Below are 24,866 nucleotides of genomic sequence, written 5' to 3'. Positions count from 1 at the left end.
AGTGTCCCTTATGCCAGCCGAGGTTTACTGACCTCGCGTAGCACCTAACAAACCAGGTCTGGCTGATGCAAACCGCCAGGCAAGCGCTCTTGATGGTCATGCGCCCAGCTTCGACATAGTGTCGTGCCATCTCTACTTTCTGCGGCTATCATTTGGTGGGGGGATTGCCCCGTCGCCTTCCATGTTCAAGTCAAGTTTCTGCTGTTTAGACTCCGGATTTTCTTGCAATTCTTCTGTGCATTGAGCGCTCAGCCCAAGTGATGCAGCAAAGTTTCGCAGCCCTTCATCTTCGGAGTAAATACAGGTAGCCCTGTGAACCTTGGCAATCGCGACTATCTGATGGTCGAACTTCACTTTCTGCCAGGGTGCGGCATCTTGGACACCCTTCTTCTTACCGGAACGAACCGCGTCTCTGACGCTTATCGCGCACTCGATTGCAGCCTTTTCATCAAAGGGAGCAATGATGAAGGCCGAACGGCCTTTGAAGGAAGCCAAAACGTCTGGGTCAGCCTTGACGTAGAACTCAGAAAGGGCCGGCGTTGGAATCAATATCTTAGTCTTCGATCTTTGCAATCGAACTACTAGATAGTCCAGCTTATCGCGCTGAATATCCGATGTGCGCGGATCAAGCAGTTTTATGAGAATGCCCGCGTCAAAAATTACCATTAATCCGATCCTCGTATCAGCAGGTGCTCCTTGATTGGATCATCAACTTCGTTCCATCCATTGCCCTTAGCTAACCGAGCTGCATTAAGAATGTCCGTTATCGACACATCGTCTAAAGGTTCCCAGCCACTGATTCGAAACTTCTCAAGCGACCAAACCCCATCTTCGCCGCGCAGCCAATCGCCTTGCCCCGAAACGCGAATCGGGGTCGAAAGGTAATTTCGAATCAACTCTCGCGCCATATCGCTGTTTGCTTCGCATTTGTGAATCGTGCCGTCGACATCCTTCAACCAAACGGGGATAGTGTTGTCTTTGCCACCAATTCGAATGACGACGCCGTCAAGTACGCCTGCTTCTTTGACACGGAACGTCTTTTGGATCGGGGTGTCTCTACCAGGGAAGGCTAAGACGACTCCTCCGGTCGTCTGCCTAACCTCTCCGATTGCCTTGTCAGCCTTCAGCATATTATTGAGGTTTTGATAGGCCTTCTTCAGGTCATCGGGTGCCGAAGCGTCGTGAACCATACGCAGCCTAGATTCAACACAATCGACAGCGGCGGTGTCGATCAGCACGCTGAGAATTGCGCTTCCTGGTCGAACTGTTCGAAAATGCACAGCAGGCTCGCTCCCGTACAAGGCGGCCAGCTGCTGCATGTATTCAGCTAGCCGAGACATTGGTATGGTGTCAGGGCTGAACGCATCAATGCTGAAATCAAGTTCTTTTGGTGTTTCCATCGCGTCACAATACTACAGCTAGGTCATTCATTGAGTTAGGCATTACGACATTTGCTGATCAATAAGAGCAATTGTTGTCAATTTGCAATTACACCCGAGCGCATGCTGTATATATAGACAGTATGAATGACAACGCACTAAAGTCAACGGCTCCACCTCAAACGAACGAAGCTCAATGGTCTTTCAATTGTGTTGACTTCAGTCTTATCGCGATATCCGTTGCAAATCTCGATGCACTGTCACTGCTCTTAAATTGCCGCTATTTTTTGGCGCCGTCATTGCTGTCCTTGTCAGGACGGCGCAGCAGCAGAGAGGGATTAGCCTTGACCTTCTCAGTCAAGGCGCCAACGTCCGTCACGACCTTCTTGGCCTGGTTTTCGATCGCCATGAATTTTTCAACGGCCTTGGGCAGTTCATCGAGCATGGCTTTGAGCCCTGATTTCTGGAACGGGATCTCGGGAATCTTGTCCGGAGCCGTCACAGCAAGCAGGGGCTTGGCGGTTTTTCCTCCGCCACTCAGCTCGACATAAACGACGCCGGTAATGCCCTTGAGCGCAAGGCTGGCCCGGGTGTCTGTCTTGACCGGTGTATTTTTGCGCAAGCGCACGTCTACCTGCACCAGGCTCGGGTCGTCCGGATCATTGATGATCGACTTGACCGTGCCGGCATCGACGCCGCGGAACTTCACCGGGTCGCCGACGGTCAGGCCGCCGACCGATTCGGGGAAGTGGATGCGGTACAGCACATCATCGCGCTGTCCCGGGCTGCCTAGCCAGACGGCAAACAAGGCGGCGGCAACGGCAAAGGCGATGATGAACAGCCCTTCCATGAAATAGCGCCTGTCAGTTTCCATGACTCACCTCCCTGGCGGACATTGCGCCCTCGGCGCGCGGCCCGTGGAAGAAGTCGTGTATCCACGGATGTTTGGATTTCCGCAACTGGCTGGCGGTATCGATCGTCAGCTTCCGGTCAACCAGCAAGGCGATGCGGTCGCAGATGGTCACCAGGGTCGTGAGATCATGAGTGACGATGACGGCCGTGATCCCCAGACTACGATTGAGCTGCTGGATCAGGGCGTCAATGCCTGCAGCGGCAATCGGATCAAGATCGGAGCTCGGTTCATCGAGGAAAAGAATCTGAGGATCGAGCGCCAGGGCACGGGCAAACGCGGCGCGCTTGACCATGCCGCCCGACAGTGCGGACGGAAACTTGAGGCCGCTGTCCGCCTCCAGGCCGGTCAGCGCCAGTTTCATCGCGGCGATCTGCTCACGGTCGTCGGCCTGCAAGCTCGTATGTTCGCGCATTGGCAGCATGATGTTGTCGGCCACAGACAGGGAGGAAAACAGCGCGCCTTGCTGGAACAGGACACCAAACGCAAAGGCGCGCTCATGGGCTGAAATGGTGCTGATCGCCACGCCGTCGAGCAAGACTTCGCCGCCGTCCGGCTGGTGCAGGCCAATCAGGGTCTTCAGCAGCACCGACTTGCCGGAACCGGAGCCGCCGGCGATGCCAATGATTTCTCCACGCTTGACGTCAAGGTCAAGCTTGTCATGTATGAGCTGTTTGCCGAAGCGGTTGACGATGCCCCGGGCAGACAGGATGGGCGTGGCGGCGGGTTTCATACTCCAAGCTTTTCAAACAGGATCGAGAAGAGCGCATCAAGCACCAGCACCAGGAAAATCGACTTCACGACGGAACGGGTGGTTTCGCGGCCAACGCTTTCGGCAGTACCCTTGACCCGCAACCCGTGCATGCACGCGATGACTGCAATGCAGAAGGCGAATACCGGCGCCTTGAACAAGCCGACATTCAGGTCGCTGAGGCTGACGACCTGCGGCAAGCGCGCCAGGTATTGCGCCGGCGCCACCTGCAGCAGCACTTGTGCAATGGCCGCTCCGCCGATCAAGCCCATGATGTCGGCAAAAAAGGCCAGCACAGGCAAGGTCAGGACCAGTGCGATCACGCGGGGCACGACCAGCATCTGCATCGGTTCCAGCCCCATCACGGTGAGCGCGTCGACTTCGTCGCGCGTCTTCATGACGCCAATTTCAGCCGTGTAGGCGGAGCCGGAGCGGCCCGCCACCATGATGGAGGTGATTAACACGCCCATTTCACGCAACACCGAGACGGCGACCAGGTTGATGGTGAGGTCTTCTCCGCCATATTGGCGCAATTGCGCGACACCCTGGTAGCCGATGACGATTGCAATCATGACCGCCATCAAGCCGATGATGGGCAAGGCCTGGATCCCGGTCTCCCGGACATGGCGCGAGATCGACGCCGGACGCAGGCAAGTGGGGTGTAACAGGGCATGGAAGGTCCAGCTTGCGACACAGCCGACAAAAGTAATGAAAGAGCGCGCCTCGTGCCAGGTGTCATGGGCACTTTTTCCCAACGCTATCACCCGCTGGCGCCAGCGCGGAACTGCTGCTACAGCCGGCAGCGGCTTGAGATCGAGCGAGTCGATCAAGTCGAACAGGGTCTGGTGTTCCGGGCGCACGCCGGTGAGCGCCACGCCCAGTTTGCGGAGGGCTGAAAGAAACAAGGCACCCGGCGTATCGAGCTGCGTGATCCCGGCCACATCAAGGGTGCACGACGGCCCGGGCTTCGACCAGCTCTTCAACGAGTTCCTGGCTGTGGTGAGGGTGCCAATGACGAGCGAGCCCGACAGTGCGTGGCGCTCTCCTTCTCCGCTGACTTCGATAGCCGGTGGTGAACGGGGTGAGGCGGCTTGCGCCGGATTGGCGGGAACCCTGGGCATGGTGTCTGCCTATTTGGTGGCATAAACTGGTCGCCGAACATGCGCGAATAGCTTGGCGTTTCTTTGTTTCAGTTTAGGCTCGACGCTTTGGGCGGTTCTGTGCGGAACAACACATTGGGGGTTCCCCTGCGCCAACCGAGTCATTCTCTTTGCGAATGACGATTATCGAAACTTTGAATTTGAGTTATATGCTGCACTGCCACATAATGTTTCCAAGGAATTACATTTTATGGAGAACAGTATGGAACTCAGTAAGCATATGGAATTCATCTTCTTGGGCGCTTTGATCCTGATCGGCGTGTCTGCCGCAGCCACCGCCGCCGTGCCGAAATTGCTGGCACCGGCCGCTCAAGTCGCCAGCGTTAAAGCAAGCACCACTCCAATCGTCGTGGTGAAGGCGAAGCGCCTGACCGCCGAAGAAAAAACAGCGCTGGGCGAATAACCGCAGGCTTCAGTCCGGGCGGTAAGCGCGCATGAAGGTGTCCACGGCGCGGGCTACCGTTGCAACAACCTGCGCATCGTGAAACTCGGGCAAGGCATTCATCAGGCCGCGCTCTTCCAATTCGCAATCGAGCAGGGCACGGAACTGGCTTGCTGCCACATGGGGATCGGCCATGCGCAACTTCCCTGCTTTCATCACAGCTTCAAAATAGCCGGCGACCAGCTTCATGCCCTTGCCTGGGCCGTTCTCGTAGAATGTGCGCCCCACTTCGGGATTGTTGCCTGAGGCCGCAATCACCATGCGCCGCATGGCGAATTTCTGCGGCGTGAAAAAGGTTCTGAGCACGCGCTCGCCGAAGCCTTTCAGCGAAACTTCGACATCCTGCTTGGGGTCCAGCAGGGCAAGCACTTCCATTGCGTCGGGCGGCAAGCCCGGGCCAATTGCGGCGCACGGCCGCTCGCCAAAAAGATCGGCCAGTTGTCCGCCATGTTCTTGCGTGGACCGCGAAACCAGCTCCCCGAACAAGGCTGATGGCGACATGGCGCTGCCGCCGGATACAGCGGCCTATGTGCTGAAACCCGGAGCCCTCGCGGGAACCATGTCCGCGAGCGATTTCCTGTCTTAATAAGGTGGAAGCGTGTCCTGCCCACGCTGCTATTTTTGTGCTATTTTCCTGAAAACCCGCCGTAAGTATCACGCTGTAAGAATCGGTTTCCCCGCTGTGCAACGCAGTTTGGAAGGTTCGAGCTATGAATACGCTGGCAGCACGTCTTGTCCCCTTTGCCGTCCTGGCACTTCTCGCCGCTTGCGGCGCCAAGGAAGATCCCTCCAAACAAGCCGGAGGTCCGCCCGCCGTCTCGGTGGCGCCGGTCGTCAAGCGGCAGGTCCAGGAGTTCGATGAATTCACAGGACGGCTGGAAGCGCCGCACACAGTCGACGTGCGCTCGCGCGTGACCGGCAACCTGGTCAAAGTCCATTTCAAGGAGGGCCAGGTCGTCAGGAAAGGCGAGCCGCTCTTCACCATCGATCCCCGCCCCTACGCGGCCGAGGTGGCGCGAGCCGAGGCGCAGTTGCAGTCCGCCCGCACCCAGTTCGAATTGAACAAATCCGAATTCGCGCGTGCGGAAAAACTGGTCGCCGTTCGTGGCGTCAGCCAGCAGGAACTGGACCAGCTGCGCGCTGCCGTCGCCAATTCGCAGTCGTCGATACGTGCCGGGGAGGCGGCGCTCACGCAGGCGCGCCTCAACCTGGAATTCACCAACATTACCTCTCCGGTGGAAGGCCGCACTTCGCGCGCCAACGTCACCGAAGGCAACCTGGTGAATGCGGGCGAGCCGGTACTGACAACGGTCGTCTCGACCGACAAGGTCTACGCATACTTTGACGCCAGCGAGGCGCTATACCTCAAATACATGCGCGCAGCCCGCGATGGTACCCGCGCCTCGTCGCGCGATACGCCGAACGTCATCTACCTCGGCCTGGCCAATGAAGAGGGTTTCCCCCACGAAGGCAAGATGGACTTCGTCGACAACCGGCTGAATCCCGCCACTGCATCGCTGCGCGGGCGGGCAGTATTCGAAAACAAGGACGGCCTGTTCACCCCGGGACTGTTCGCGCGCCTGAAGCTGGTGGGCAGCGGCAAGTACATGGCCACCGTGATTGCGGACCGCGCGCTCACCACCGACCAGACCCGCAAGGTCGTGCTGGTGGTAGGCAAGAACAATATCGTCGAACAGCGCGAGGTCAAGCCCGGAGCACTGATCGACGGCATGCGTGTGGTGGAAGGCGTGAAGGAAGGCGAACTTGTGATCGTGGACGGCTTGCTGCGCGCCTTCCCTGGCGCGCCCGTCACGCCGCAGGTGCTGAAAGTGAATGAGCAAGGCATGCCCATCCCTGCCCCGCCGCCCGGAGCCCCTGCACCGGCCAAGGGTTGAGGAGGAGCCATGGACTTCTCAAAACATTTCATCGAGCATCCGCGCCTTGCAACCGTCATTTCGATCTTCATTTTCCTGACAGGGCTGCTGGCGATCTTCCAACTGCCGATTTCGGAATATCCCGAGGTGGCGCCGCCGCAGGTGGTGGTACGCGCGCAATTCCCGGGCGCGAATCCGCGCGTGATTGCGGAGACGGTCGCGGCCCCGCTCGAAGAGCAGATCAATGGGCTGGAAAACGTGCTGTACTTCCAGAGCCAGGCCACGGCCGACGGCAGCATGAGCATTACGGTCACGTTCAAGATCGGCACGGTGCCGGAGCAAGCCGAAACGGCAGTACAGAACCGGATCAACCGCGCCCTTCCCCGCCTGCCGGACATCGTGCGCCAGATCGGCGTGACGACGGAGAAGCAGTCCTCCAGCCTGACCATGGTGGTGCACATGGCCAGCCCGGACAACAGCCACGACACGCTTTACCTGCGCAACTACGCCAACCTGTATGTACGCGACGAACTGCTGCGCATTCCCGGCATGGGGTCCGTGCTGTTCTTCGGCGGCGGCGATTACGCAATGCGCATCTGGCTCGATCCGCAGAAACTGGCTTCGCGCAGCATGACTGCGGGCGACGTCATCCAGGCGATTCGCGAGCAGAACGCGCAAGTCGCGGCGGGCGTGGTCGGGTCGCCGCCGGCCGTGAACAACACGGAATTCCAGCTGGCGGTCAACGCGCAGGGACGGCTGGTCAAGGAAGAGGATTTTGCAAACATCATTGTTCGCAGCGATACGCGCACCGGCGCGGTCGTGAGGATCAAGGACATCGGCCGCGTCGAGATGAGCGCAAGCACCTTCGCCTTGCGCAGCCTGTTGAACAACAAGGATGCCGTGGCGATCGGTATTTTCCAGGCGCCCGGATCCAACTCGCTGGCGCTCTCCGACAATGTCCGCGCCACCATGGCCCGGCTAAAACAGTCCTTCCCGCAGGGCGTCGACTACGACATCGTCTACGACCCGACACGCTTCGTGCAGACCTCGATTGAAAAGGTGGTGCACACCCTGGTCGAGGCCATCTTGCTGGTGGTGCTTGTGGTGATCATCTTCCTCCAGACCTGGCGCGCTTCGGTGATTCCCCTGCTGGCGGTGCCGGTGTCGATTGTCGGCACCTTCGGGGTGCTCCTGCTGCTCGGCTATTCGATCAACACTCTGACGCTGTTCGGCCTGGTGCTGGCAATCGGCATTGTCGTCGACGATGCGATCGTGGTGGTGGAGAACGTCGAGCGCAATATCGCGGACGGACTTACGCCGCACGCCGCAACGCACAAGGCGATGAGCGAAGTCAGCGGGCCTATCGTGGCGATTGCGCTGGTGCTGTGCGCAGTCTTCATCCCTCTGACCTTCGTGCCCGGCCTGTCCGGCCAGTTCTATAAGCAGTTCGCCGTCACCATCGCAATTTCCACAGTCATATCCGCGATCAACTCGCTGACTCTTTCGCCCGCGATGGCGGCGCTGCTCCTGCGTCCGCACGATGCGCCCAAGGATACCGTGATGATCTGGATGGACAAGCTGTTCGGACGCTTCTTCCATTGGTTTAACTGCTTCTTCCAGCGCCAGAGCAAGAAGTACAGTCGCGGCGTCGACGCTATCCTGAAGCGAAAATCTGCGGCGTTGCTTGTCTATGGCGTGCTTCTGGCCCTGACCGCAGTGCTGTTCGGCGCCATTCCCAGCGGGTTCGTGCCGGCGCCGGACAAGCAATACCTGATCGGCGTAGCCCAGTTGCCGGCCGGGGCGACCCTCGATCGCACGGAGAAGGTGATTCGGGAAATGAGCGATATCGCCCGCAAAGTGCCGGGCATCCGCGATTCAATCGCCTTCCCCGGTCTTTCGATTGCAGGATTCTCGGCGGCGCCAAACGAGGGCATTGTCTTCCTGGGACTGACGCCGTTCGAAGAGCGAACCTCGGCCGCACTGTCCAAGGACGCCATCCTGGGCAAGGTGAACGGCGCCATGCAGCAGATACAGGGCGCCCGTATCTTCGTGGTGCCGCCACCAGCCGTGGAGGGCCTGGGTGCCGCCGGCGGCTTCAAGCTGATGGTGCAGGACCGCAGCAGCCAGGGCGAGCAAGCGCTTTATGGCAGCGTGTGGGGCATACTCGGGCCGATCTACGGCAATCCCAAGTCGACCATCGCGACGCCTTACTCGACTTACGATATCAATGTGCCGCAGTTGTTCGCCGATGTGGACAGGACCAAGGCAAAGCAGATGGGTGTGCCGCTGCAGTCGATCTACGATACGCTGCAGATCAACCTGGGCTCCCTGTACGTCAACGACTTTACCCGCTTCGGAAAAACCTACCAGGTGGTGGTGCAGGCAGACGCGCCCTACCGCTCCAGCGCAGATAGCATCGCACGCCTTGAAACCCGTAACGACGCAGGGCAGATGGTGCAACTCGGCGCCCTCATGCAGGTCCAGCCTACCTTTGGACCGACACGCGTGACCCGCTACAACGGCTTTCCCGCCGCCGACCTGAATGGCGCTCCCAAGCCGGGTTTCTCCAGCGGCCAGGCGGAAGCGGAAATCGAAAAGCTGATCAAGGGCCTGCCGCGCGGCATGGGCTTTGAATGGACCGACCTGACCTACCAGGACCGCCTGACGCGCGACGTGACCTTGCCGGTGATCGGCGCAAAGATACCCACGCTGGCGGCGGTCCTGTTCCTGTCCGTTGTGCTGGTGGTGCTGGTGCTCACTGCGCAATATGAGAGCTGGAGCCTGCCGCTGGCGATCATCCTGATCGTGCCGATGTGCATACTGTGCGCGCTGTTCGGGGTCTGGCTGTCGCACTGGCCGCCCTTCGGGCAGACCGGGGACCTGAATATCTTTACCCAGGTGGCGCTGGTGGTGCTGGTCGGCCTGGCCTGCAAGAATGCGATCCTGATCGTGGAGTTTGCCAAGGAGCTGGAAGAGCGCGGAAGGCCCATGGTCGAAGCGGTGCTTGAAGCCTGCCACCTGCGGCTGCGACCGATCCTGATGACGTCCATCGCATTCTGCGCCGGCGTCGTCCCGCTCATACTCGGCAGCGGCGCAGGCAGCGAAATGCGCCGGGCCATGGGCATTGCGGTCTTCTCGGGCATGGTTGGCGTGACGTTCTTCGGCATCTTCCTGACGCCGGTGTTCTACAGCATGGTGCGCAAGAGCACAGCCAAGCGCCGTGAACACGCGGCCGAAGTGCGGCGCGCGGTCGACGCCGCCGCCCACCCCTTCCACGCCGGCATTGACGACGCCAGTCCGCCGCCCGAGGGAAAATCATGAAAAGCACCTTATCCTTGCTTGCGGCGCTGCTCCTTGGCGCTTGCTCCCATGCGCCGCAACTGGCGCGCTACCAGCCTCCCGCGCAGGCGGGCTTCGTCAACGCCCCCGGCCAGGCAGCGAACAGCGAACCGGTGGCCGAATTCTGGCGCCGCTTCGAGGACGAGCAGTTGTCTTCCCTGGTCCTGCGCGCACTGAAGGCCAATACCGACGTGCGCAGCGCGGCTGCCAGCCTGGCCGAGTCGCGCGCAATCGGACGCTTCGCCGACGCCGACCTGTGGCCGACCGTGAACCTCAACGCGGGGGCAGCACGCGTGCGGGCCAAGGATAGCAACGGCGTTCCCAAGACCGACAATGCTTATTTAGTAGGCCTGGACGTGCTTTGGGAAGTCGATGTGTTCGGCCGCCTGGGCGACGCGCGGCGCGCGGCGCAAGCCGGCGTCCTGGCCGGCGAGGCGGGCTATCGGGCAGCGCAGCTAAGCGTGGCGGCCGAAGTGGCGCGCAACTATTTCAACTTGCGGGGATTGCAGGAGCAATTGCGCGTTGCCGTTGCTTCCCTGGAGACCCAGCGCGCCGCCTTGCAGCTGGTCGAGGCCCGCGAGAGCGTTGGGCGCGGCACCGCGCTCGATACGGAACGCGCTCGTTCGCTGGTGAATTCGACTGCCGCTTCGGTGCCTGCATTCGAATCGGCGCTAGCCCGCACGCGCTATCGGCTTGCCGTGCTTTGCGGCCTGCCGCCGACCGGGCTGGATGCGGAGCTGGGCGAGCCGCGCCCGCTGCCGGGGCTCAAATCCTTCGATATCGGCGGCATCGGCACGCCGGAAAACCTGCTGCGCCGCCGGCCCGACGTGCAGCTGGCGGAAGCGCAACTGGCCGCGGCGGCAGCCAATGCCGGCGTCGCTCGCAGCGCATGGTTCCCGTCCATCACGCTGGGCGGGACGCTGGGGCAGAACGCCTCTCATGCGAGCGACCTTGGCAAGGGCGCGTCCTACGCCTATAACCTCGGCGCGCAACTGGCGTGGAACCTGCTCGACTTCGGCCGCATCCGCGCCAATATTGCCGCATCTGATGCACGCGCCGATGCGGCGGTGGTGAACTACGAGCGCGCCGTACTGGCGGCGCTGGAGGAAACAGAGGGCGCATTCATCAACTACACGCGCTCGCAGCAGCAGGCCGCGCTGCTGTACGACGCGGTCGTCGCTTCCGAGCAGGCGGCCAAAATTGCGCGCGAGCGCTTTGCGGTTGGTTCGACCGATTTCCTGGTGGTGCTGGATGCCGAACGCGAACTGCTGTCGGCGCGCGACCGGCTGGCGCAGGCGCAGTCCGGTGCGGCCGTTTCGCTGGTCGTGGTCTACAAGGCGCTTGCCGGTGGCTGGGGCGGCCCCTGAGGGTCAACCGCTCGCTGCCGGTCGATTTCGACCACCCCGCCTGCCAGGTCCGGCGCCAGGATCACGGCCGCATTCTGCTCGCGATCCACGGAAGTGGCCAGTGCGCCGCCGGCCGCATACGCTTGCGGCGCGGCCTCGGCATCCCATCCATGGACATAAAGCGCCATGCCATTCCACCACGGCCTCCAGCTCCCCTCGCGCTGCTCGAACAACAGCTTCAGGCCCGATGGCGTTTGCTCGCAGCGGATGCGCTGGCGCAGGAAGCCGCCGCGCTGGTATGCCAGGCTGACGCCATCGTCGGCGTAGATGTCGCCCTGGCAGCCGGCACCAGGATAAACATGGAGTTCCAGCCTGCCCTCAGGGATGAAGGCCGTGCTTTGCACCAGGGGCTGGCGGGGGATGATCGCACCCGGGCGCACATAGACCGGCAACTGGGCGATATCCGGTTTGACGACAAGCCCTTTGCCGTCCAGGCGCCGTCCCGTCCAGTAGTCGTACCAGCCCTTGCCGGGCAGCTCCACGTTGTAGTCGCCCGGCGATTCAAGCATCGGCGATGGCGCCAGCAGCAGGTCGCCGCCGATCATGAACTGGTCCTCCGAACCGCCAAGCCGGTCGCCATGCGCCAGTACTGAAGGGAAGTTGAGGAAGACTGGCCGCAGCAGAGGAATGCCGCTGCGGCTGTTTTCCTCCGCTGCGGCATACAGGTAGGGCATCAGGCGGTAGCGCTCCGAGATGAAACGACGGCGGATCTCGACCTGCGCCGCGACGCCAACCCAGGGTTCCTGGTCGGCCCGGCCGGTTTCCGCATGGGCGCGAAACAGCGGCATGAAGGCGCCAAGCTGGAACCAGCGCGTCAGCAATTCGGGCGACGGCCGCTCGCCGGCGTAGCCGCCAATGTCGTTGCCGGCGTAGGAGAAACCGCTCAGACCAAGATTGACCAGCTGCTGCATGCCCATCTTGAGGTGCTGCCAGCTCGAGACGTTGTCGCCGGTCCACGTTGCCGCATAACGCTGGCCGCCGGCGTAGGTGGCGCGGGTCAGCACGAAGGGACGCACGTCCGGCTGCAGCCGCAGCAGGCCTTCGTACGTGGCGCGCGAATTGAGCTGGCCATAGACGTTGTGCATTTCCGCGTGCGAGGTGCTGCGCGGCGCGAAGTCGTCGCTTTCAATCCGGTGCACGACCTCGAGCGGCATGGTCTTGCCCGGAGCATTGAAGATCGAAGGCTCATTCATGTCGTTCCAGAAGCCCGCCACGCCGTCACTCACGAATCCGGCATGCAGCTCGCCCCACCAGCGGCGCGCCTGGGCGCGGCTGAAGTCGGGGAACACGGCTGCGCCGGGCCACACATCGCCCGAGTAGTACCGGCCACCCGGCAGTTTCAGGAAAAGGTCTTGCGCCGCACCGCTGTCGTAGGCGGCGTAGCCCTGGCCTGGAGCATTGGCGATATGCGGGTCGGTAATCAGCACCAGGCGGATGCCCTGCGTGCGAAGGTCGTCGGCAAGCCGCCGCACGTGGGGGAAGGCCTGGCGGTTGACGGTGAATGGGCGCGAGCGATCCTGATAGTCGATATCCATGTAGATCACGTCCGAGGGCAGCCTTTCGCTGCGCAGGCGCCGCGCGATCGCGCGCACTTCGGCGTCCGTCTTGTAGCTCCACTTGGACTGCTGGAAGCCCAACGCCCATTGCGGCATCAGCGGCGCCGAGCCGGTCAGCCGGGCATATTGCTGCAGCACGTCCTTCGGTGCGGGGCCTGCCATGACGTAGTAATCGACAGGTCCACCCTCGCCGCTGATCGACAGCACGCCCCGTTCGGTCTTGCCGAAATCGAAAGTGGTGCGCCAGGTGTTGTCGAGGAACAGGCCATGGGCCTGCCCACGGTCGCTCACGGCCAGGAAGAATGGAACGGTCTTGTAAAGGGGATCTGTCGCCTGCGTGAACTTGTAGGTGTCCGTATTCCACATGGTGTAGGCGCCACCCTTGCGGTCGAAGGTCCCGGTCTTGTCTCCCAGGCCAAAGACATGATCGTCGCCGCCCATGCGCCCACGCATGCGGAAGCCGCCATCGGGTGAAAGCGCGGCCCGTCCGGCAAGGTCGGCCAGCAGCAGCCGGCCGCCGCCATCGAGCACGTCCGTCCGCAAGGTACGCAAATCGATGCGGGCGGCGATGTTCGCCGTGCGCAGCAGCACCTGTTCGCCACGGCGCGTGACTTTCAGCGGCAGGCGCGCGCTGCGCCTTGCAGCCGGCACCGCCCACGAGGCATCTTCCGGCAATTTCCCGCGGCCCATGCGGATGCGCACGATGCCGCTGGCCGGTGCAGATACTTCAAGCACCACGCCGCCGCGGGAGAGCACCATGCGCTCCACGGTTTCCGCGTGCAGCGTACTTGCTGCGCCCAGCGCGAGGACGGCCAGGACACTACTGGGCCGCATACATCGAAGAATACTTCGCGCCGAAGTAAAGGATGAAGGCATAGCAGGCGGCAGGCAGCATGAACGATGCCTGCACGCCGATGGCATCCGCCAGCGCGCCCTGCGCGAACGGCACCAGCGCGCCGCCGACAATGGCCATGCACAGGATGCCAGAGCCCTGGCCGGTGTACTTGCCCAGGCCATGCAGCGCCATGCTGAAGATGGTCGGGAACATGATCGAGTTGCACAGGCCCACCGCCAGGATGGCCCACATTGCCACGCTGCCCTTGCCGAAGGTCGCCGCCAGCACCAGGCCGATTGCCACCAGCGAGTTGACGGCCAGCGTCTTGCCCGGGCTGGCCACGCGCATCACCACGAAGCCGATGAAACGACCCACCATGGCGCCGCCCCAGTAGATGCTGACGTAATGCGCCGCTTCGGCGTGGGCCAGGCCGGCAATGTGCGACTCGCCCAGGAAGTTGATGAGGAAGCTACCGATGCTGACTTCCGCGCCAACGTACAGGAAAATGCCGATGGCGCCCAGCACGAGGTGGCGGTGGGCCCAGGCCGAACCGTGTCCCTCGCCCGCCAGCGAAACGTCTTCGGTGTCGGCGATCTGCGGCAGTTTGGCGACAAAGAACAGCACAGCCAGCAAGGCCAGCGCACCGGCCAGGGCCAGGTAGGGGCCGCGCACGGTGGCTGCATCAGCCGCGGCGCCCGCCACGCCGGCCGCCGACAGGATCAGCATGCCGCCAACGGAAGGGCCGATGGTGGTGCCGAGGGAATTGAAAGCCTGGGTCAGGTTCAGGCGGCTGGAGGCCGTGCGCGGCGGCCCGAGCACGGTGACGTACGGGTTGGCGGCAACCTGCAGCACCGTGATGCCCGACGCCAGGACAAAGAACGCCAGCAGGAACAGGCCGTAGCCGCCGAACGAAGCCGGATAGAACAGCACGCAGCCGCCGGCGGCAATCAGCAGGCCGGCTACCGCACCCTTCTGGTAGCCGATGCGGCGGATCAGGGCGCCCGCCGGCAGCGATACGATGAAGTAAGCGCCGAAGAAGCAAAGCTGCACCAGCATCGCCTGGAAATAGGACAGCGTATAGATCGCCTTCAGGTGCGGAATCAGCACGTCGTTCAGCGAGGTAATCAAACCCCACATGAAGAACAGCAGTGTGACGATGACCAGCGCGCCGGTGTTCGTTCCGTTCTGAGCGCCGCCTGCCGCCGCTGGCGGTGCAGTTGGCGTAGCGTTGGGTACGGTGGATGCCATGAATGTCTCCTCAGTTTTTATGTTTACATGCCGGCTGGTGGGCGCGGCAGGTCACGGCCCTGCGTGCCCCAGCCGGCCGTATCAGGCTGCGGTGCAAGCTTGAACGACAGGGTGCCAGCTCCCTGCAGTTGTTCCCAATCCAGCCACACGCGCGACAGCGGCCGGCCGCCCCACTGCACCGACTGCACGAAGCGGCGCTCGCCCGGCCTGGCCTGCGGCGCTTCAATGCGCAGGGTGCGGCCTTGCGGCAGGTCGATCTCGGCGCGCGCAAAGCGCGGCGCGTGCAGCAGGAAACGGCCGCTGCCCGGCACATCCGGATACAGGCCCAGGGCACTGAACAGGTACCAGGCCGACATCGTGCCCAGGTCGTCGTTGCCGGTGACGCCGCCGGGACCGTTACCGAACAGGGTTTCCGCCGCGCGCAGCACGGTGGTGGTTTTCCACGGCTGCCCCATCAGAGTGTACATCCATGGCGCGTGCAGGTCCGGTTCGTTATTCGGGTTGTAGCGGAACTGGCTGTAGTAGCTGTAGGCGCCCACCACCCACGACTTGCGCACGGCCGCCGGATCGGCCAGCACGGCGTCGTAATCGAAGAACTGGTCGAGGCGCTGCAAGGCCTTGGCGCGTCCGCCCATAGCCTCTGCCAGGCCCGGAACGTCCTGCGGCACCAGCCATTGGTACTGCCAGGCGGTGCCCTCGTGGAAGCCGCGCTCGGCGCGCGGGTCATAGCTGCCGTTCAAGTCGGTGAACCAGCTGCCATCCAGCGTGCGCGGACGCGGGAAGCCGCGCTGCCCGGTTGGTGCGTCGACAACCGACGGATCCCAAATCTTGCGCCAGTTGAGGGCGCGCTGTTCGAGCAGCTTTGCATCCTTGCGTTGGCCAAGCGCCCTGGCCATGATCGCGAGCGAGCTGTCGGCCAGCGCATATTCCAGCGTCGCCGACGCTCCGTGGTGCGGGTCGATGTCCATGCCCTTGGCGACAAAGCCACGGTCATACTGGACAAAGCCCTGGCTCAGGTAGTTCGGATTGCCTGCGCGGCCCTCGGCGCGGATGCGCGACGGCGGCACGCCAAAGGCGTTTTCGCGCAGCGCGGCGTACGCTTCGCGCTCACGTCCTTGCAACGCTCCAAAGCGCCACAGGTCGACCAGGAACGGCGTGACCGGGTCGCCAGTCATCACATTGCTGTCGAAGTTGGCGTAGCCCCAGCGCGGCAGCCAGCCGCCCTGCTCGCGGATCTTCAGCACGGAATTGGCGATGTCGCGCGAGCGCTGCGGACGCAGCAAGGCAAGCAACTGGTTCTGCGCGCGGTAAGTGTCCCACAGAGAGAAGAACTCGTAATAGGTCCAGTCCCTGGCGCTATGCAGCGCATCGTCATAGCCGCGATAACGGCCATCGGCATCGCTGCCCGTCAGCGGCTGCAGCAGCGCATGATACAGGGCGGTGTAGAACACGGTGCGGTCATCGTTGCTGCCGCCTTCGATGCGGACCGTGCCCAGTTCCTTCTGCCACGCCGCCTGCGCCTGCGCCCGCATTGCGTCGAACGTGAGCGGCTTGCCGCCGGCCATGCCTTCCGCCTTCAAGTTGATGCGTGCGCCTTCCGCGTCAACGTGGGAAATGGCGCTGACCGCCGTCACGGCCTGGCCGTTCCTGAGGTCGAATGTCAGCCACACGCCATGCGGACGGCTGTCCCCTTGCTGGCTTGGTCCCTTCACGCCTGGCCAGCCGCCGCGGTCATCCCAGATGCCGTTGGCCACGAAGGGCTGGTCGAACACGATGCGGAACCAGGTGGTGTACTGGGCGCCGCCGCAGAAACTCCTGGTGACGATCTTGCCTTCGACACTGCGCTCGTCCAGTACGCGCACTTCGCTGCCGACCACGGAATGGCGCTCGTTGGCCTGGCCCAGGTTGAGCAGCACGTGGCCGCTGGCGGTCCCGGGGGCAAAGGTATAACGTTCCGCGGCTGCGCGGGTCAGCGCTGTGGCCTCGGCGGTAATGCCGCCATAGCTGGTGAGCTGCACCTTGTAGAAGCCTGCCTGGCCAACTTCGCCTTCGTGGCTGTAGTTGGCTGCATAGCGCTTGTAATTGAAGCTTTCCGCCTTTTTGGTGTCGAAATCGCCGCCGGGGCCGATGCTGCCGGTGACCGGCAGCACCGAAAGCTGGCCGCCCTGCTCCCAGCAGCCGGCGCCGGACAGGAAGGAATGGCCAAAGCCGCGGATGCGCGCATCGCTATAGTGCCAGCCGGCGTAATGTTCGCCGGTCGGGCTGACCTGGATCATGCCGAAGGGTGCGGAGGCGCCGGGGAAGGTATTGCCTTCGTCCTGGGTGCCGATGAAGGTGTTGACCGGCATGTCGGCCGGCGCTGCAGCCAGCGGCAGGGCGCATGCCGCCAGCAGGACGGAGCGAATGGCAAAGCGGATTGCTTTCATTACGGTGCCTCTCCTTCAAGCAATTCGAACAGCTGCTGCATGGCTGCGGGCGGCGGCGGGGTTGCACCGGACTGCAGGCAGGCAGCGGAACCCGCCGCCAGCGCCGCATGCAGGTGTGACTGCAGCGAACGGCCCGGATGGCGTGCGAGGCTGTGCAGCAGGCCGGCCACGCTGGCATCGCCCGCGCCGACCGTGTCGACCACCGAGACCGCCGGCGCGCGCGCGTCGGCACGCTGCTCGCCATGGAACAGGCTTGCGCCCTGGCCGCCGCGGGTCAGCAAGCAGCACGCGGAAGGCGCGGCGGCGCGCAGCTGCTGCAGGGCCGAATCCAGCGGCACGCCGGGGAACAAGCCGCGCAGGTCGTCGTCGGAAACCTTGATCACGTCGGCAAGTTCGGCCATGCTGCGCAGGGTTGGCGCGTAGCGGTCATCCATCAGGTTGCGGTAGTTCGGGTCATAGCTGATGGCCACGCCCTGCTCTTTCAGCTTCTCGGCCAGCGCGACCAGGTTCGACGCCAGCGGCTCGCGCGCCAGGCTGATGCCGCCGAAATGCGCCCAGCGCAAATCGCGCGACCAGTATTCAGGCAGTGCCTCCGGATCGAAATGCAGGTCGGCGCTATCGTCGCCAATGAAGAAGTAGCTCGGCGGCTCGCCCTGCTCCACGATCGCCAGCAGCGGCGAGCGTTCAACGCGCTGCAGCAGGCGCAGGTCCAGGCCTACGGCCTCGCTGGCGCTCCACAAGGCGTCGCCGAAACGATCGCGGCTGATTGCGCCGGCAAAGGCGGTGCGCTCGCCCAGCACGGCCAGCGCGCGCGCCACGTTCCACACCGAGCCGCCAACGCGGCTGACCCAGCGCTCGTCGCCCTGGTAAATCATGTCGGTCAGCGCCTCGCCAGCGCACAGCATCACTGGCGCGTCATGCATGATCGCCCGCCCCCAGCGCCGCCACGATGTCATAGCAGGCACCCATGGTGTGGTAATCGACCTTGCCGGCCGGGCTCTTTTCGTCGCTCAGCTTGCGGTTGTCGCCGGACAGGATGCGGTACCAGGCGCCATGCTCGTGATCGACGAAGTGGGTCCAGCTATAGGCCCACAGGCGCTGGTACCAGTCCCAGTACCCGTCGTTGCCGGTGCGCTTGGCCAGCATAGCGGCAGCCGCCGTGCTTTCGGCCTGCACCCAGAAATACTTGTGCGGATCGCACACGGTCAGGTCAGGCGCCAGCGAGTAAGCCAGGCCGCCATGCACGGCATCCCATCCCTTGTCCACAGCGGTCTGGAACAGGCGTTCCGCGGTCGGCAGCAGCCAGCCCAGGTCCTTGCCCAGCACACTGCCGCGCGCTTCCAGCTGCAGCAGCAGCTTGGCCCACTCGGTGAAGTGGCCCGGCTGGTAGCCCCACGGGCGGAACAGGTTTTCCGGATCGTCGATATTGAAGCGCCAGTCCGGCTGCCAGTTCGCGTCGTAGTGCTCCCAGATCAGGCCGCCGCAACGGGCAGCCTGGCGCTGGGTGATGTTGCAGGCCACGGTGTAGGCCCGTTCCAGGTAGCGCAGCTCCCCGGTGGCCTGGTGCGCCGCCAGCAGTGCTTCGCAGGCATGCATGTTCGCGTTCTGGCCGCGATAGCTCGAAAGCTCGCTCCAGTCGCGGCTCGCTTCGTCGGCGTACAGGCCGTCTTGCTGGTTCCAGAAACGCTTTTCCATCAGCTCGAAGGTTTCGCCGATCCAGCCGCGCGCCTCTTCCAGGCCGGCCATGGTGGCATGCGAATAAGCCAGGAGCACGAAGGCCTGGCCATAGGCGTGCTGGGTGCCGTCCTCCACGTCACGGCCATCGAGCATCCAGGCGTAGCCGCTGCCCGTCGGGTCGCGGTGCACCTCGCGCAGGAAGCGCAACGCATGGCGTGCGCCCTCCAGGTAGGCCGGATCGCGGAAATGGCGATAAGCCATGGAATAGGTGAACACGAAGCGCGTGCTGCTGACCAGGTGGCGGTGCGCGGCGTCGTAGACGGTGCCATCATCCTTGAAGTAGTGATACAGGCCGCCGGCAGGGTCGAGCGCACGCGGGTGGTAAAAGCGCATGGTGTGGCGCGCGTGATCGAGCAGGACGTCCGGGTTGCGGAAATTCGGGAGTTTGTTCATGTTTGGCCTGGTGGGTACGCTAGTCGTCGCAACTGCTTTCGCGCACGATCAATTCGACTGGCATGGTTATCTGAAAGGGGTTTTCGTCTGGTTTCTGGAGCAGTAATTCGATGCCCGCCCGCCCCAGGTCCTCCTTGTCGACGTGGACAGTGCTGAGCGGAGGAATGGCAGCGGCAGCGCTGCTGATATCGTCGAAGCCGACAATGGCAATGTCATGCGGGATCTTCATGCCCTCGTTCAGGCAATGCTTCATGGCGACCAATGCGGTGCTGTCGTTGTAGCAGAACAGGGCATCGGGCCGCTTGGGAAGACTGAGCAGGCTGCGCATGGCTTCCACCACCGCCTCGTCGCCCTCCCCCATGGTAGGGACGATGACTTCCAGCTCCGGGTCGGCAAACACCTTGGCATCGAACAGCGCCTGGCGGAAGCCGCGGTTGCGCTGCTGGATGCTGTAGTGGGCCAGCGAGCCGGACATCATTGCGATGCGCTTGCGGCCGCAGCGCAGCAGGTGCTGGGTGGCGAGGTAGCCGCCGCGCACATTGTCCGGGTTGACCGAAGTGAAGCCGCGGCGGTGCATGTCCACCAGCACGATAGGCTTGCCGGACTGCTGCAGGGCAGCCAGCACTTCCGGTTCGAAGAATCCTGCGCACAGGATGGCGTCTGGCTGGTGCACGCGGATCAGGCCCTGCACCGGTTCGGCCGGCCCTACTGCGATGAAGGACAGGGCGATACCCTCGCGCCGGCACGCCGCTTCCGCGCCATGCAGGACCGGCGAATAGAACTGGCTCGATGCCAGCGTGTTGTGCTGGCTGTGCAGGAGGAAGGCGATACGGCGGATGCGCCCTTTCTTGAGCTGTCCAAAGTCGTAGCCCATTTTCTCCGCGGCCTGGCGCACCTGGTTGCGGGTGACTTCGGTCATGCCGGCCTGGTTCTTCAGCGCGCGCGAGACCGTGCCGATCGACAGCCCGGTAGCTTCGGCGATGTCGCGCAAAGTGACCTGGCTCACGGCTGCACCCCTGGGCAAGGAATCAAGTGCATGAAGAGTCTCCAATGTTCAGTTTATTAAACGCCTATTCTGGCGCTTTCAAGCGTCGAGCGGAAATGCCTTTTCTCGCTCCCGGTATAGGTAAGTTTTATATCAGCCGCCTTTTGCAGGCGTCAACAAAAGCAGCCGGAAGCAATCATCTTTAGCCAGTTTTAGTAAACACGCAGCTCATCGGCCAATGAGCGCAGTCGCAGCGCCGTGCGCAGCGTCGCCAGGCTGGCACTGGAAGCAATGTGCAGGTCCACGGCTTCCCCGGGCAGCAGCGTCATCGCGTTGTCGGCAATCCCTGCATCGGTGTCGCCGAAGTCGATCCACACTGCGCGGGCCAACTTCGTCGCGCGCAGTGCGAGCCTGGCGCCGCCGCCGTCCCGGCGCAATTCCGAGCGCAGGCCGGGATCGGGCCAGCGCATGTCCTTGGCAGCCATGAAGTACACCACGCGGCGCGAGGCCGGTTCGCCCTCCGACTGCAAATCGAAGACCGCGACCGTCGACGCCGGATCAGCATTTCCAAGCAACTCGGCGTCGCTATAGTTGGCCAACTGCGACGCCGACAGCGGTGCGAGTTCCACCGGTTTGCGCTCGTCACGCAGCAGCTTGCCGTCCAGCGTCATCAGGCGCAGCCGCAGCTCGCCCCGCACATGGTGCGTACGGTCGTTGAGCAGGCTGACCCTCGTTCTGCCTTCAGCGTTCCGCAGGGCTGCCACGGCCACAGGCGCGTAGAAACGGCGCGCATGGAAATGCAACGCCTTCCAGCGTCCGAACCAGTCCACGCTCGACCACGAGGCTCCTGGCCAGACGTCATTGAGTTGCCAGTACAGCGATCCCATTGTGTATGGCCGGCTGGCGCGATGGTGCAACGCTGCAAGCTCGATGCCTTCCGCCTGCGCCACCTGGCTTAAATAGACAAAACTGGAAAAGTCCTTCGGGTCGCCGAACTCGAAATTCACGTACTTCATCAGGCGTTCATTGCCCTTCCCTGCCATGAATTTCTGGTGCGCCTCGATGAGCGGCGTGGCGATGCCTTGCTGGCCACGGCTGGCGAAAGCCTCGATCGTGCGCTGTACCGGCCACGCCTGCAAACCGTACTCGGACATGAAGCGCGGCGTGATCTCCAGATACTTCGACGGCGGATACGCCGGATTGCCCCACACTTCCCAGTAATGCATGTCGCCGCTGGCCGGCGTATTGGCAACTTCGGCCAGGTCGTCGCTGGGCGAGCTGGCCCAATAGGAAATCCCGCCCCCCTCTTCCGCCACGACCTTGCGCAGGTCGGTTCCGAAAAGCTGCACATAGCCATTCCACACCTTGCCGGCGAACTCCGGATCGGCTTCCGTCATTGCCTTGCCCGGCCCCCAGTACTTCCAGGCGATTTCTTCCTCGTTATTGCCGCACCACAGGACAAGGCTCGGATGGTTGCGCAGGCGCCGAACATTGTCGCGCGCTTCCGCGATCACATTGGCGCGGAAGGCGTCGTCGTAGGCCGGCTGCATGCCTCCGCCGAACATGAAGTCCTGCCATACCAGCAGGCCAAGTTCGTCGGCGAGATCGAAGAAATCGTCGCTTTCATAATAGCCGCCGCCCCAACTGCGCAGGAAGTTCATATTGGCGTCGCGCGCCGATTGCAGCACGCGGCGCAATTGCGCCTTGCCCACGCGCGGCTGGAACATGTCGAACGGGATGCTGTTCGCACCTTTGGCGAATACCGGAATGCCGTTGACCTCGAAATAGAAACTCCTGCCCTTGTCGTCCGCTTCACGGCGCAGCGCGACGCTGCGCAAACCGGTGCGGGCGCGGGCCCTGGCCGCAACCGCCTTGCCGTCGCCGATTTCCAGCTCGAAGCGGTACAGCGGCTGCGCCCCATATCCATTGGGGAACCAGCGTTGCGGGCGGTCGATGCGCACGGGAAGTTCGATGCGGTTGTCGCCAGCGCGCAGCTCGACGCGTCGCAGTGCCGCCAGCGAGCGCTTGCCGTCCGGCGCGACCTGCCACAGGCGCAAGTCGAAGGCGCCATCGCGCACCGCTTCGGCCAGCACGACCGCGGCAATGTCGGCGCGCGCCTGGTCGACGCGGTCCTGCCTCAGTTGCAGGTTATCGATGCGCACGGCGTCCCAACTTTCCAGCACAACCGGTTGCCAGATGCCGGCGCTGACGTAGCGCGGCCCCCAATCCCATCCATAGTGATAACCCGGCTTGCGGGCGAAATTGGCTGTCATCGCGTCCGCCGATTCGTCGCCATAGGGCGAGGGATAGTTTCCGGCCAGCTTGCGCGGCATGGCCCGCACGGCCGGCAGCAGGCGGCTGATCGGCGAACGCAAGACGACGCGCAATTCGTTGCCCTTCGCGCGCAGCTTGTCCTGCACCGGAATGCGCCAGGTGCGGAAGGCATTGTCCGCCTCGAACAACTTCTCTCCATTCAGCCAAACCTCGGCGAAGGTATCCAGGCCTTCGAATACCAGGTCGCTGCGTTTTGCCCTGCGCGGTGCCTCGAAACGGGTGCGGTATTCCCAGTCCGCCAGGCCGATCCATTGCAAGCCGGCTTCCGGCGCGCCAACGTAGGGATCGGGGATCAGCTTGTTCGCAAGCAGGTCGGTATGCACGGTACCTGGCACTTTCGCCGCATGCCATGGCAAGGCTTCGGGATGCGCAGCCAGCTGCGCGTTGCCGGGCATGAGGCGGAAGGCCCAACCGCCATCGATTACGCTGCGCCCTGGCGTGGCAGCCGTCGCCACAACGGCGACCACGGCAAGGCAAAGGCCCAGCATCAGGGCCGCCAGGGAACGCCAGTACAGGTGGGTGCTCATGGCGCGGCCGCCTTCCAGTGGCGCTCAATCCAATCCTGGTGGACCGGCATCGCGTCGACCGCATTGGCCAGCATCGCCCGCATGCTTTCGACCACGTCAACCAGCTTTTCTTCGGGCATGTCGTCGACGATCGGATGATAGCCTTGCGGCATGATGCGCTGCCCCAGCATCACCTGCACCCAGCTTGGCAAGGCGAAGAAATCCTCGCCGTTGCGGAAATAGCGGCCATCGCAGCGGAACAAGTCGACCGTCTCGCGCAGGCTGTCAGGGACGGGCATGGTGCGGCAGTAGTCCCAGAACGGCGAGTCGTTGCGTTCGGTGGCGTTGTAGTGCAGGATCAGGAAATCGCGCACCCGTTCATATTCGAACGCCGATTCGCGGTTGAAGCGCTCCGCCAGCAAGGGGTTGAAGTCGCGCTTGGGGAAAAGCCCCAGCAGGCGGGTAATGCCCGATTGCGCCAGGTAGATGCTGGTGGATTCGAGCGGTTCGAGGAAACCGCTGGCCAGCCCCAGCGCCACCAACTGTTCCAGAATTTCTGGCGCATGCCGGTAGTGAAGCGCAGCGCACGCGGCTCGGCCAGCGCCTTGCCGTCCAGGTTCGCCAGCAGGGTCGCAGCCGCTTCGTCATCGCTGATATGCCGGCTCGAATATACATAGCCATTGCCGGTGCGGTGCTGCAGCGGGATGCGCCACTGCCAGCCTGCCGTGCGGGCGGTGGAACGCGTGTACGGTGCGATCGGCGCCACGCCTTCGCAAGGCACGGCCATGGCGCGGTCGCATGGCAGCCAGTGCGACCAGTCCACATAGCCGGTTTTCAGCGTCTGCTCGATCAGCAGCGCGCGGAAGCCGGAACAATCGATGAACAATTCTCCATCGACTACCTGGCCGCTTTCCAGCGTCACCGATTCGATAAAGCCGTCGTCGGCGCGCTGCTTGACGCCAACGATCTTGCCTTCGATGCGCTGCACTCCGCGCTGCTCGCCCAGCTCGCGCAGGAAGCGCGCATACAGGCTGGCGTCGAAATGGTAGGCATAGGCGATGTCGGCCAGCGGCGAGCCCTGGGCTGCACGGCGATCGCCGGGCGCGAACTTGCCTTGCGGCGCCATCACGGTTTGCGGCGAGTATTCTCCAATGGGCGCGGCGCGCCCGGACTGGAACAGTTTCAGCCAGAACTGGTGGAAAGGCAGCGGCCCGACCGAGCGGCCTATGGTGCCGAAGCCATGGATATAGCTGTCGCCGATGCGGCTCCAGTCCTTGAATTCAATACCGAGCTTGATCGTGCCCTGGGTGCGCTTCATGAACTCTGCTTCATCGATGCCGAGCATCTGGCCATTGAACAGGCGGATATGCGGCACGCTCGCCTCGCCTACGCCGACGATGCCGATTTCCTCGGACTCGACCAGGCGCACCGAGGCTCCCTTGCCGAGGTAGGTGGCCAGGGCTGCCGCGGCCAGCCAGCCTGCGCTCCCTCCGCCGGCGATGGTGATCTTGCTGATTCGGTTGTGCTGGTTCATGGCAGGCCCAAAACAGGAAAAAACCTCCCCAGCCGCACGGCATGGGGAGGA

At 63.1% G+C, this 24,866-nt stretch carries 17 protein-coding genes and 1 pseudogene; 4 read left to right on the top strand and 14 right to left on the bottom strand.

Features of this window, described 5'->3' with window-relative positions; translation table 11 throughout:
- Positions 1–132: 132 nt before the first annotated feature.
- From ACN9MY_RS08545 to ACN9MY_RS08525, 5 genes are all read right to left on the bottom strand, one after another.
- Positions 133–666 (bottom strand): hypothetical protein, encoded by a 534-nt coding sequence (locus tag ACN9MY_RS08545; protein ID WP_426321700.1) that lies wholly within the window; start codon positions 664–666, stop codon positions 133–135.
- Positions 666–1,400, bottom strand: coding sequence for an MFS transporter (locus ACN9MY_RS08540; RefSeq protein ID WP_426169651.1), 735 nt, complete (start codon positions 1,398–1,400; stop codon positions 666–668). The genes ACN9MY_RS08545 and ACN9MY_RS08540 overlap by 1 nt, the downstream gene beginning before the upstream one ends.
- Before the next feature lie 259 nt (positions 1,401–1,659).
- Complete coding sequence (locus ACN9MY_RS08535; RefSeq protein ID WP_426169648.1) at positions 1,660–2,253, bottom strand: MlaD family protein; 594 nt, start codon at positions 2,251–2,253, stop codon at positions 1,660–1,662.
- A complete protein-coding gene (locus ACN9MY_RS08530; protein ID WP_426169645.1) occupies positions 2,243–3,022 on the bottom strand; it encodes an ABC transporter ATP-binding protein in 780 nt (259 codons plus the stop codon). The genes ACN9MY_RS08535 and ACN9MY_RS08530 overlap by 11 nt, the downstream gene beginning before the upstream one ends.
- The gene (locus ACN9MY_RS08525) at positions 3,019–4,161 is read right to left on the bottom strand and encodes an MlaE family lipid ABC transporter permease subunit (protein WP_426321697.1); all 1,143 of its coding nucleotides are present in this window, start codon (positions 4,159–4,161) and stop codon (positions 3,019–3,021) included. Before ACN9MY_RS08525 ends, ACN9MY_RS08530 begins: the two co-directional genes overlap by 4 nt.
- Positions 4,162–4,390: 229 nt before the next feature.
- Between ACN9MY_RS08525 and ACN9MY_RS08520 the strand changes: the two genes are divergently transcribed.
- Complete coding sequence (locus tag ACN9MY_RS08520) at positions 4,391–4,603, top strand: hypothetical protein (RefSeq protein WP_426321695.1); 213 nt, start codon at positions 4,391–4,393, stop codon at positions 4,601–4,603.
- A gap of 9 nt (positions 4,604–4,612) precedes the next feature.
- Here the strand turns inward: ACN9MY_RS08520 and ACN9MY_RS08515 are convergent, their stop codons facing one another.
- Positions 4,613–5,143 carry a TetR/AcrR family transcriptional regulator C-terminal domain-containing protein gene (locus ACN9MY_RS08515; protein ID WP_426321693.1) on the bottom strand — a complete coding sequence of 177 codons (531 nt, stop codon included), beginning with the start codon at positions 5,141–5,143 and terminating at the stop codon, positions 4,613–4,615.
- Between the two features lie 209 nt (positions 5,144–5,352).
- Between ACN9MY_RS08515 and ACN9MY_RS08510 the strand changes: the two genes are divergently transcribed.
- From ACN9MY_RS08510 to ACN9MY_RS08500, 3 genes are read left to right on the top strand one after another with little or no spacing between them, the layout of a single operon-like run.
- A complete protein-coding gene (locus ACN9MY_RS08510) occupies positions 5,353–6,537 on the top strand; it encodes an efflux RND transporter periplasmic adaptor subunit (protein ID WP_426169634.1) in 1,185 nt (394 codons plus the stop codon).
- A 9-nt stretch (positions 6,538–6,546) separates the two neighbouring features.
- Positions 6,547–9,837 (top strand): efflux RND transporter permease subunit, encoded by a 3,291-nt coding sequence (locus ACN9MY_RS08505; RefSeq protein ID WP_426169631.1) that lies wholly within the window; start codon positions 6,547–6,549, stop codon positions 9,835–9,837.
- Positions 9,834–11,222 carry a TolC family protein gene (locus tag ACN9MY_RS08500; RefSeq protein ID WP_426169628.1) on the top strand — a complete coding sequence of 463 codons (1,389 nt, stop codon included), beginning with the start codon at positions 9,834–9,836 and terminating at the stop codon, positions 11,220–11,222. The genes ACN9MY_RS08505 and ACN9MY_RS08500 overlap by 4 nt, the downstream gene beginning before the upstream one ends.
- Here ACN9MY_RS08500 and ACN9MY_RS08495 read toward each other — a convergent pair.
- From ACN9MY_RS08495 to ACN9MY_RS08460, 8 genes and pseudogenes are all read right to left on the bottom strand, one after another.
- On the bottom strand, positions 11,186–13,651 hold the full coding sequence (locus tag ACN9MY_RS08495; protein ID WP_426337138.1) for a TIM-barrel domain-containing protein: 2,466 nt from the start codon (positions 13,649–13,651) through the stop codon (positions 11,186–11,188). The genes ACN9MY_RS08500 and ACN9MY_RS08495 overlap by 37 nt on opposite strands.
- A complete protein-coding gene (locus ACN9MY_RS08490; RefSeq protein ID WP_426321690.1) occupies positions 13,638–14,900 on the bottom strand; it encodes a sugar MFS transporter in 1,263 nt (420 codons plus the stop codon). Before ACN9MY_RS08490 ends, ACN9MY_RS08495 begins: the two co-directional genes overlap by 14 nt.
- 23 nt (positions 14,901–14,923) lie before the next feature.
- Positions 14,924–17,326 carry a GH92 family glycosyl hydrolase gene (locus ACN9MY_RS08485; protein ID WP_426321688.1) on the bottom strand — a complete coding sequence of 801 codons (2,403 nt, stop codon included), beginning with the start codon at positions 17,324–17,326 and terminating at the stop codon, positions 14,924–14,926.
- Positions 17,326–18,249, bottom strand: coding sequence for a carbohydrate kinase family protein (locus ACN9MY_RS08480; protein ID WP_426321686.1), 924 nt, complete (start codon positions 18,247–18,249; stop codon positions 17,326–17,328). Before ACN9MY_RS08480 ends, ACN9MY_RS08485 begins: the two co-directional genes overlap by 1 nt.
- Positions 18,242–19,456 (bottom strand): AGE family epimerase/isomerase, encoded by a 1,215-nt coding sequence (locus tag ACN9MY_RS08475; RefSeq protein ID WP_426169617.1) that lies wholly within the window; start codon positions 19,454–19,456, stop codon positions 18,242–18,244. Before ACN9MY_RS08475 ends, ACN9MY_RS08480 begins: the two co-directional genes overlap by 8 nt.
- Positions 19,457–19,475: 19 nt before the next feature.
- A complete protein-coding gene (locus tag ACN9MY_RS08470) occupies positions 19,476–20,462 on the bottom strand; it encodes a LacI family DNA-binding transcriptional regulator (protein WP_426321685.1) in 987 nt (328 codons plus the stop codon).
- Positions 20,463–20,653: 191 nt separating this feature from the next.
- Complete coding sequence (locus tag ACN9MY_RS08465; RefSeq protein WP_426321684.1) at positions 20,654–23,302, bottom strand: beta-mannosidase; 2,649 nt, start codon at positions 23,300–23,302, stop codon at positions 20,654–20,656.
- Positions 23,299–24,815 (bottom strand): annotated as a pseudogene (locus ACN9MY_RS08460) (tryptophan halogenase family protein). The gene ACN9MY_RS08465 and the pseudogene ACN9MY_RS08460 overlap by 4 nt, the downstream one beginning before the upstream one ends.
- Between the last annotated feature and the right edge of the window lie 51 nt (positions 24,816–24,866).

The sequence above is a fragment of the Pseudoduganella sp. R-31 genome (assembly GCF_049913235.1).
Lineage (GTDB): Bacteria > Pseudomonadota > Gammaproteobacteria > Burkholderiales > Burkholderiaceae_D > Rugamonas.
Note: the sequence above shows the minus strand (reverse complement) of the source record. Positions and strands in the feature narration are given on the sequence as shown.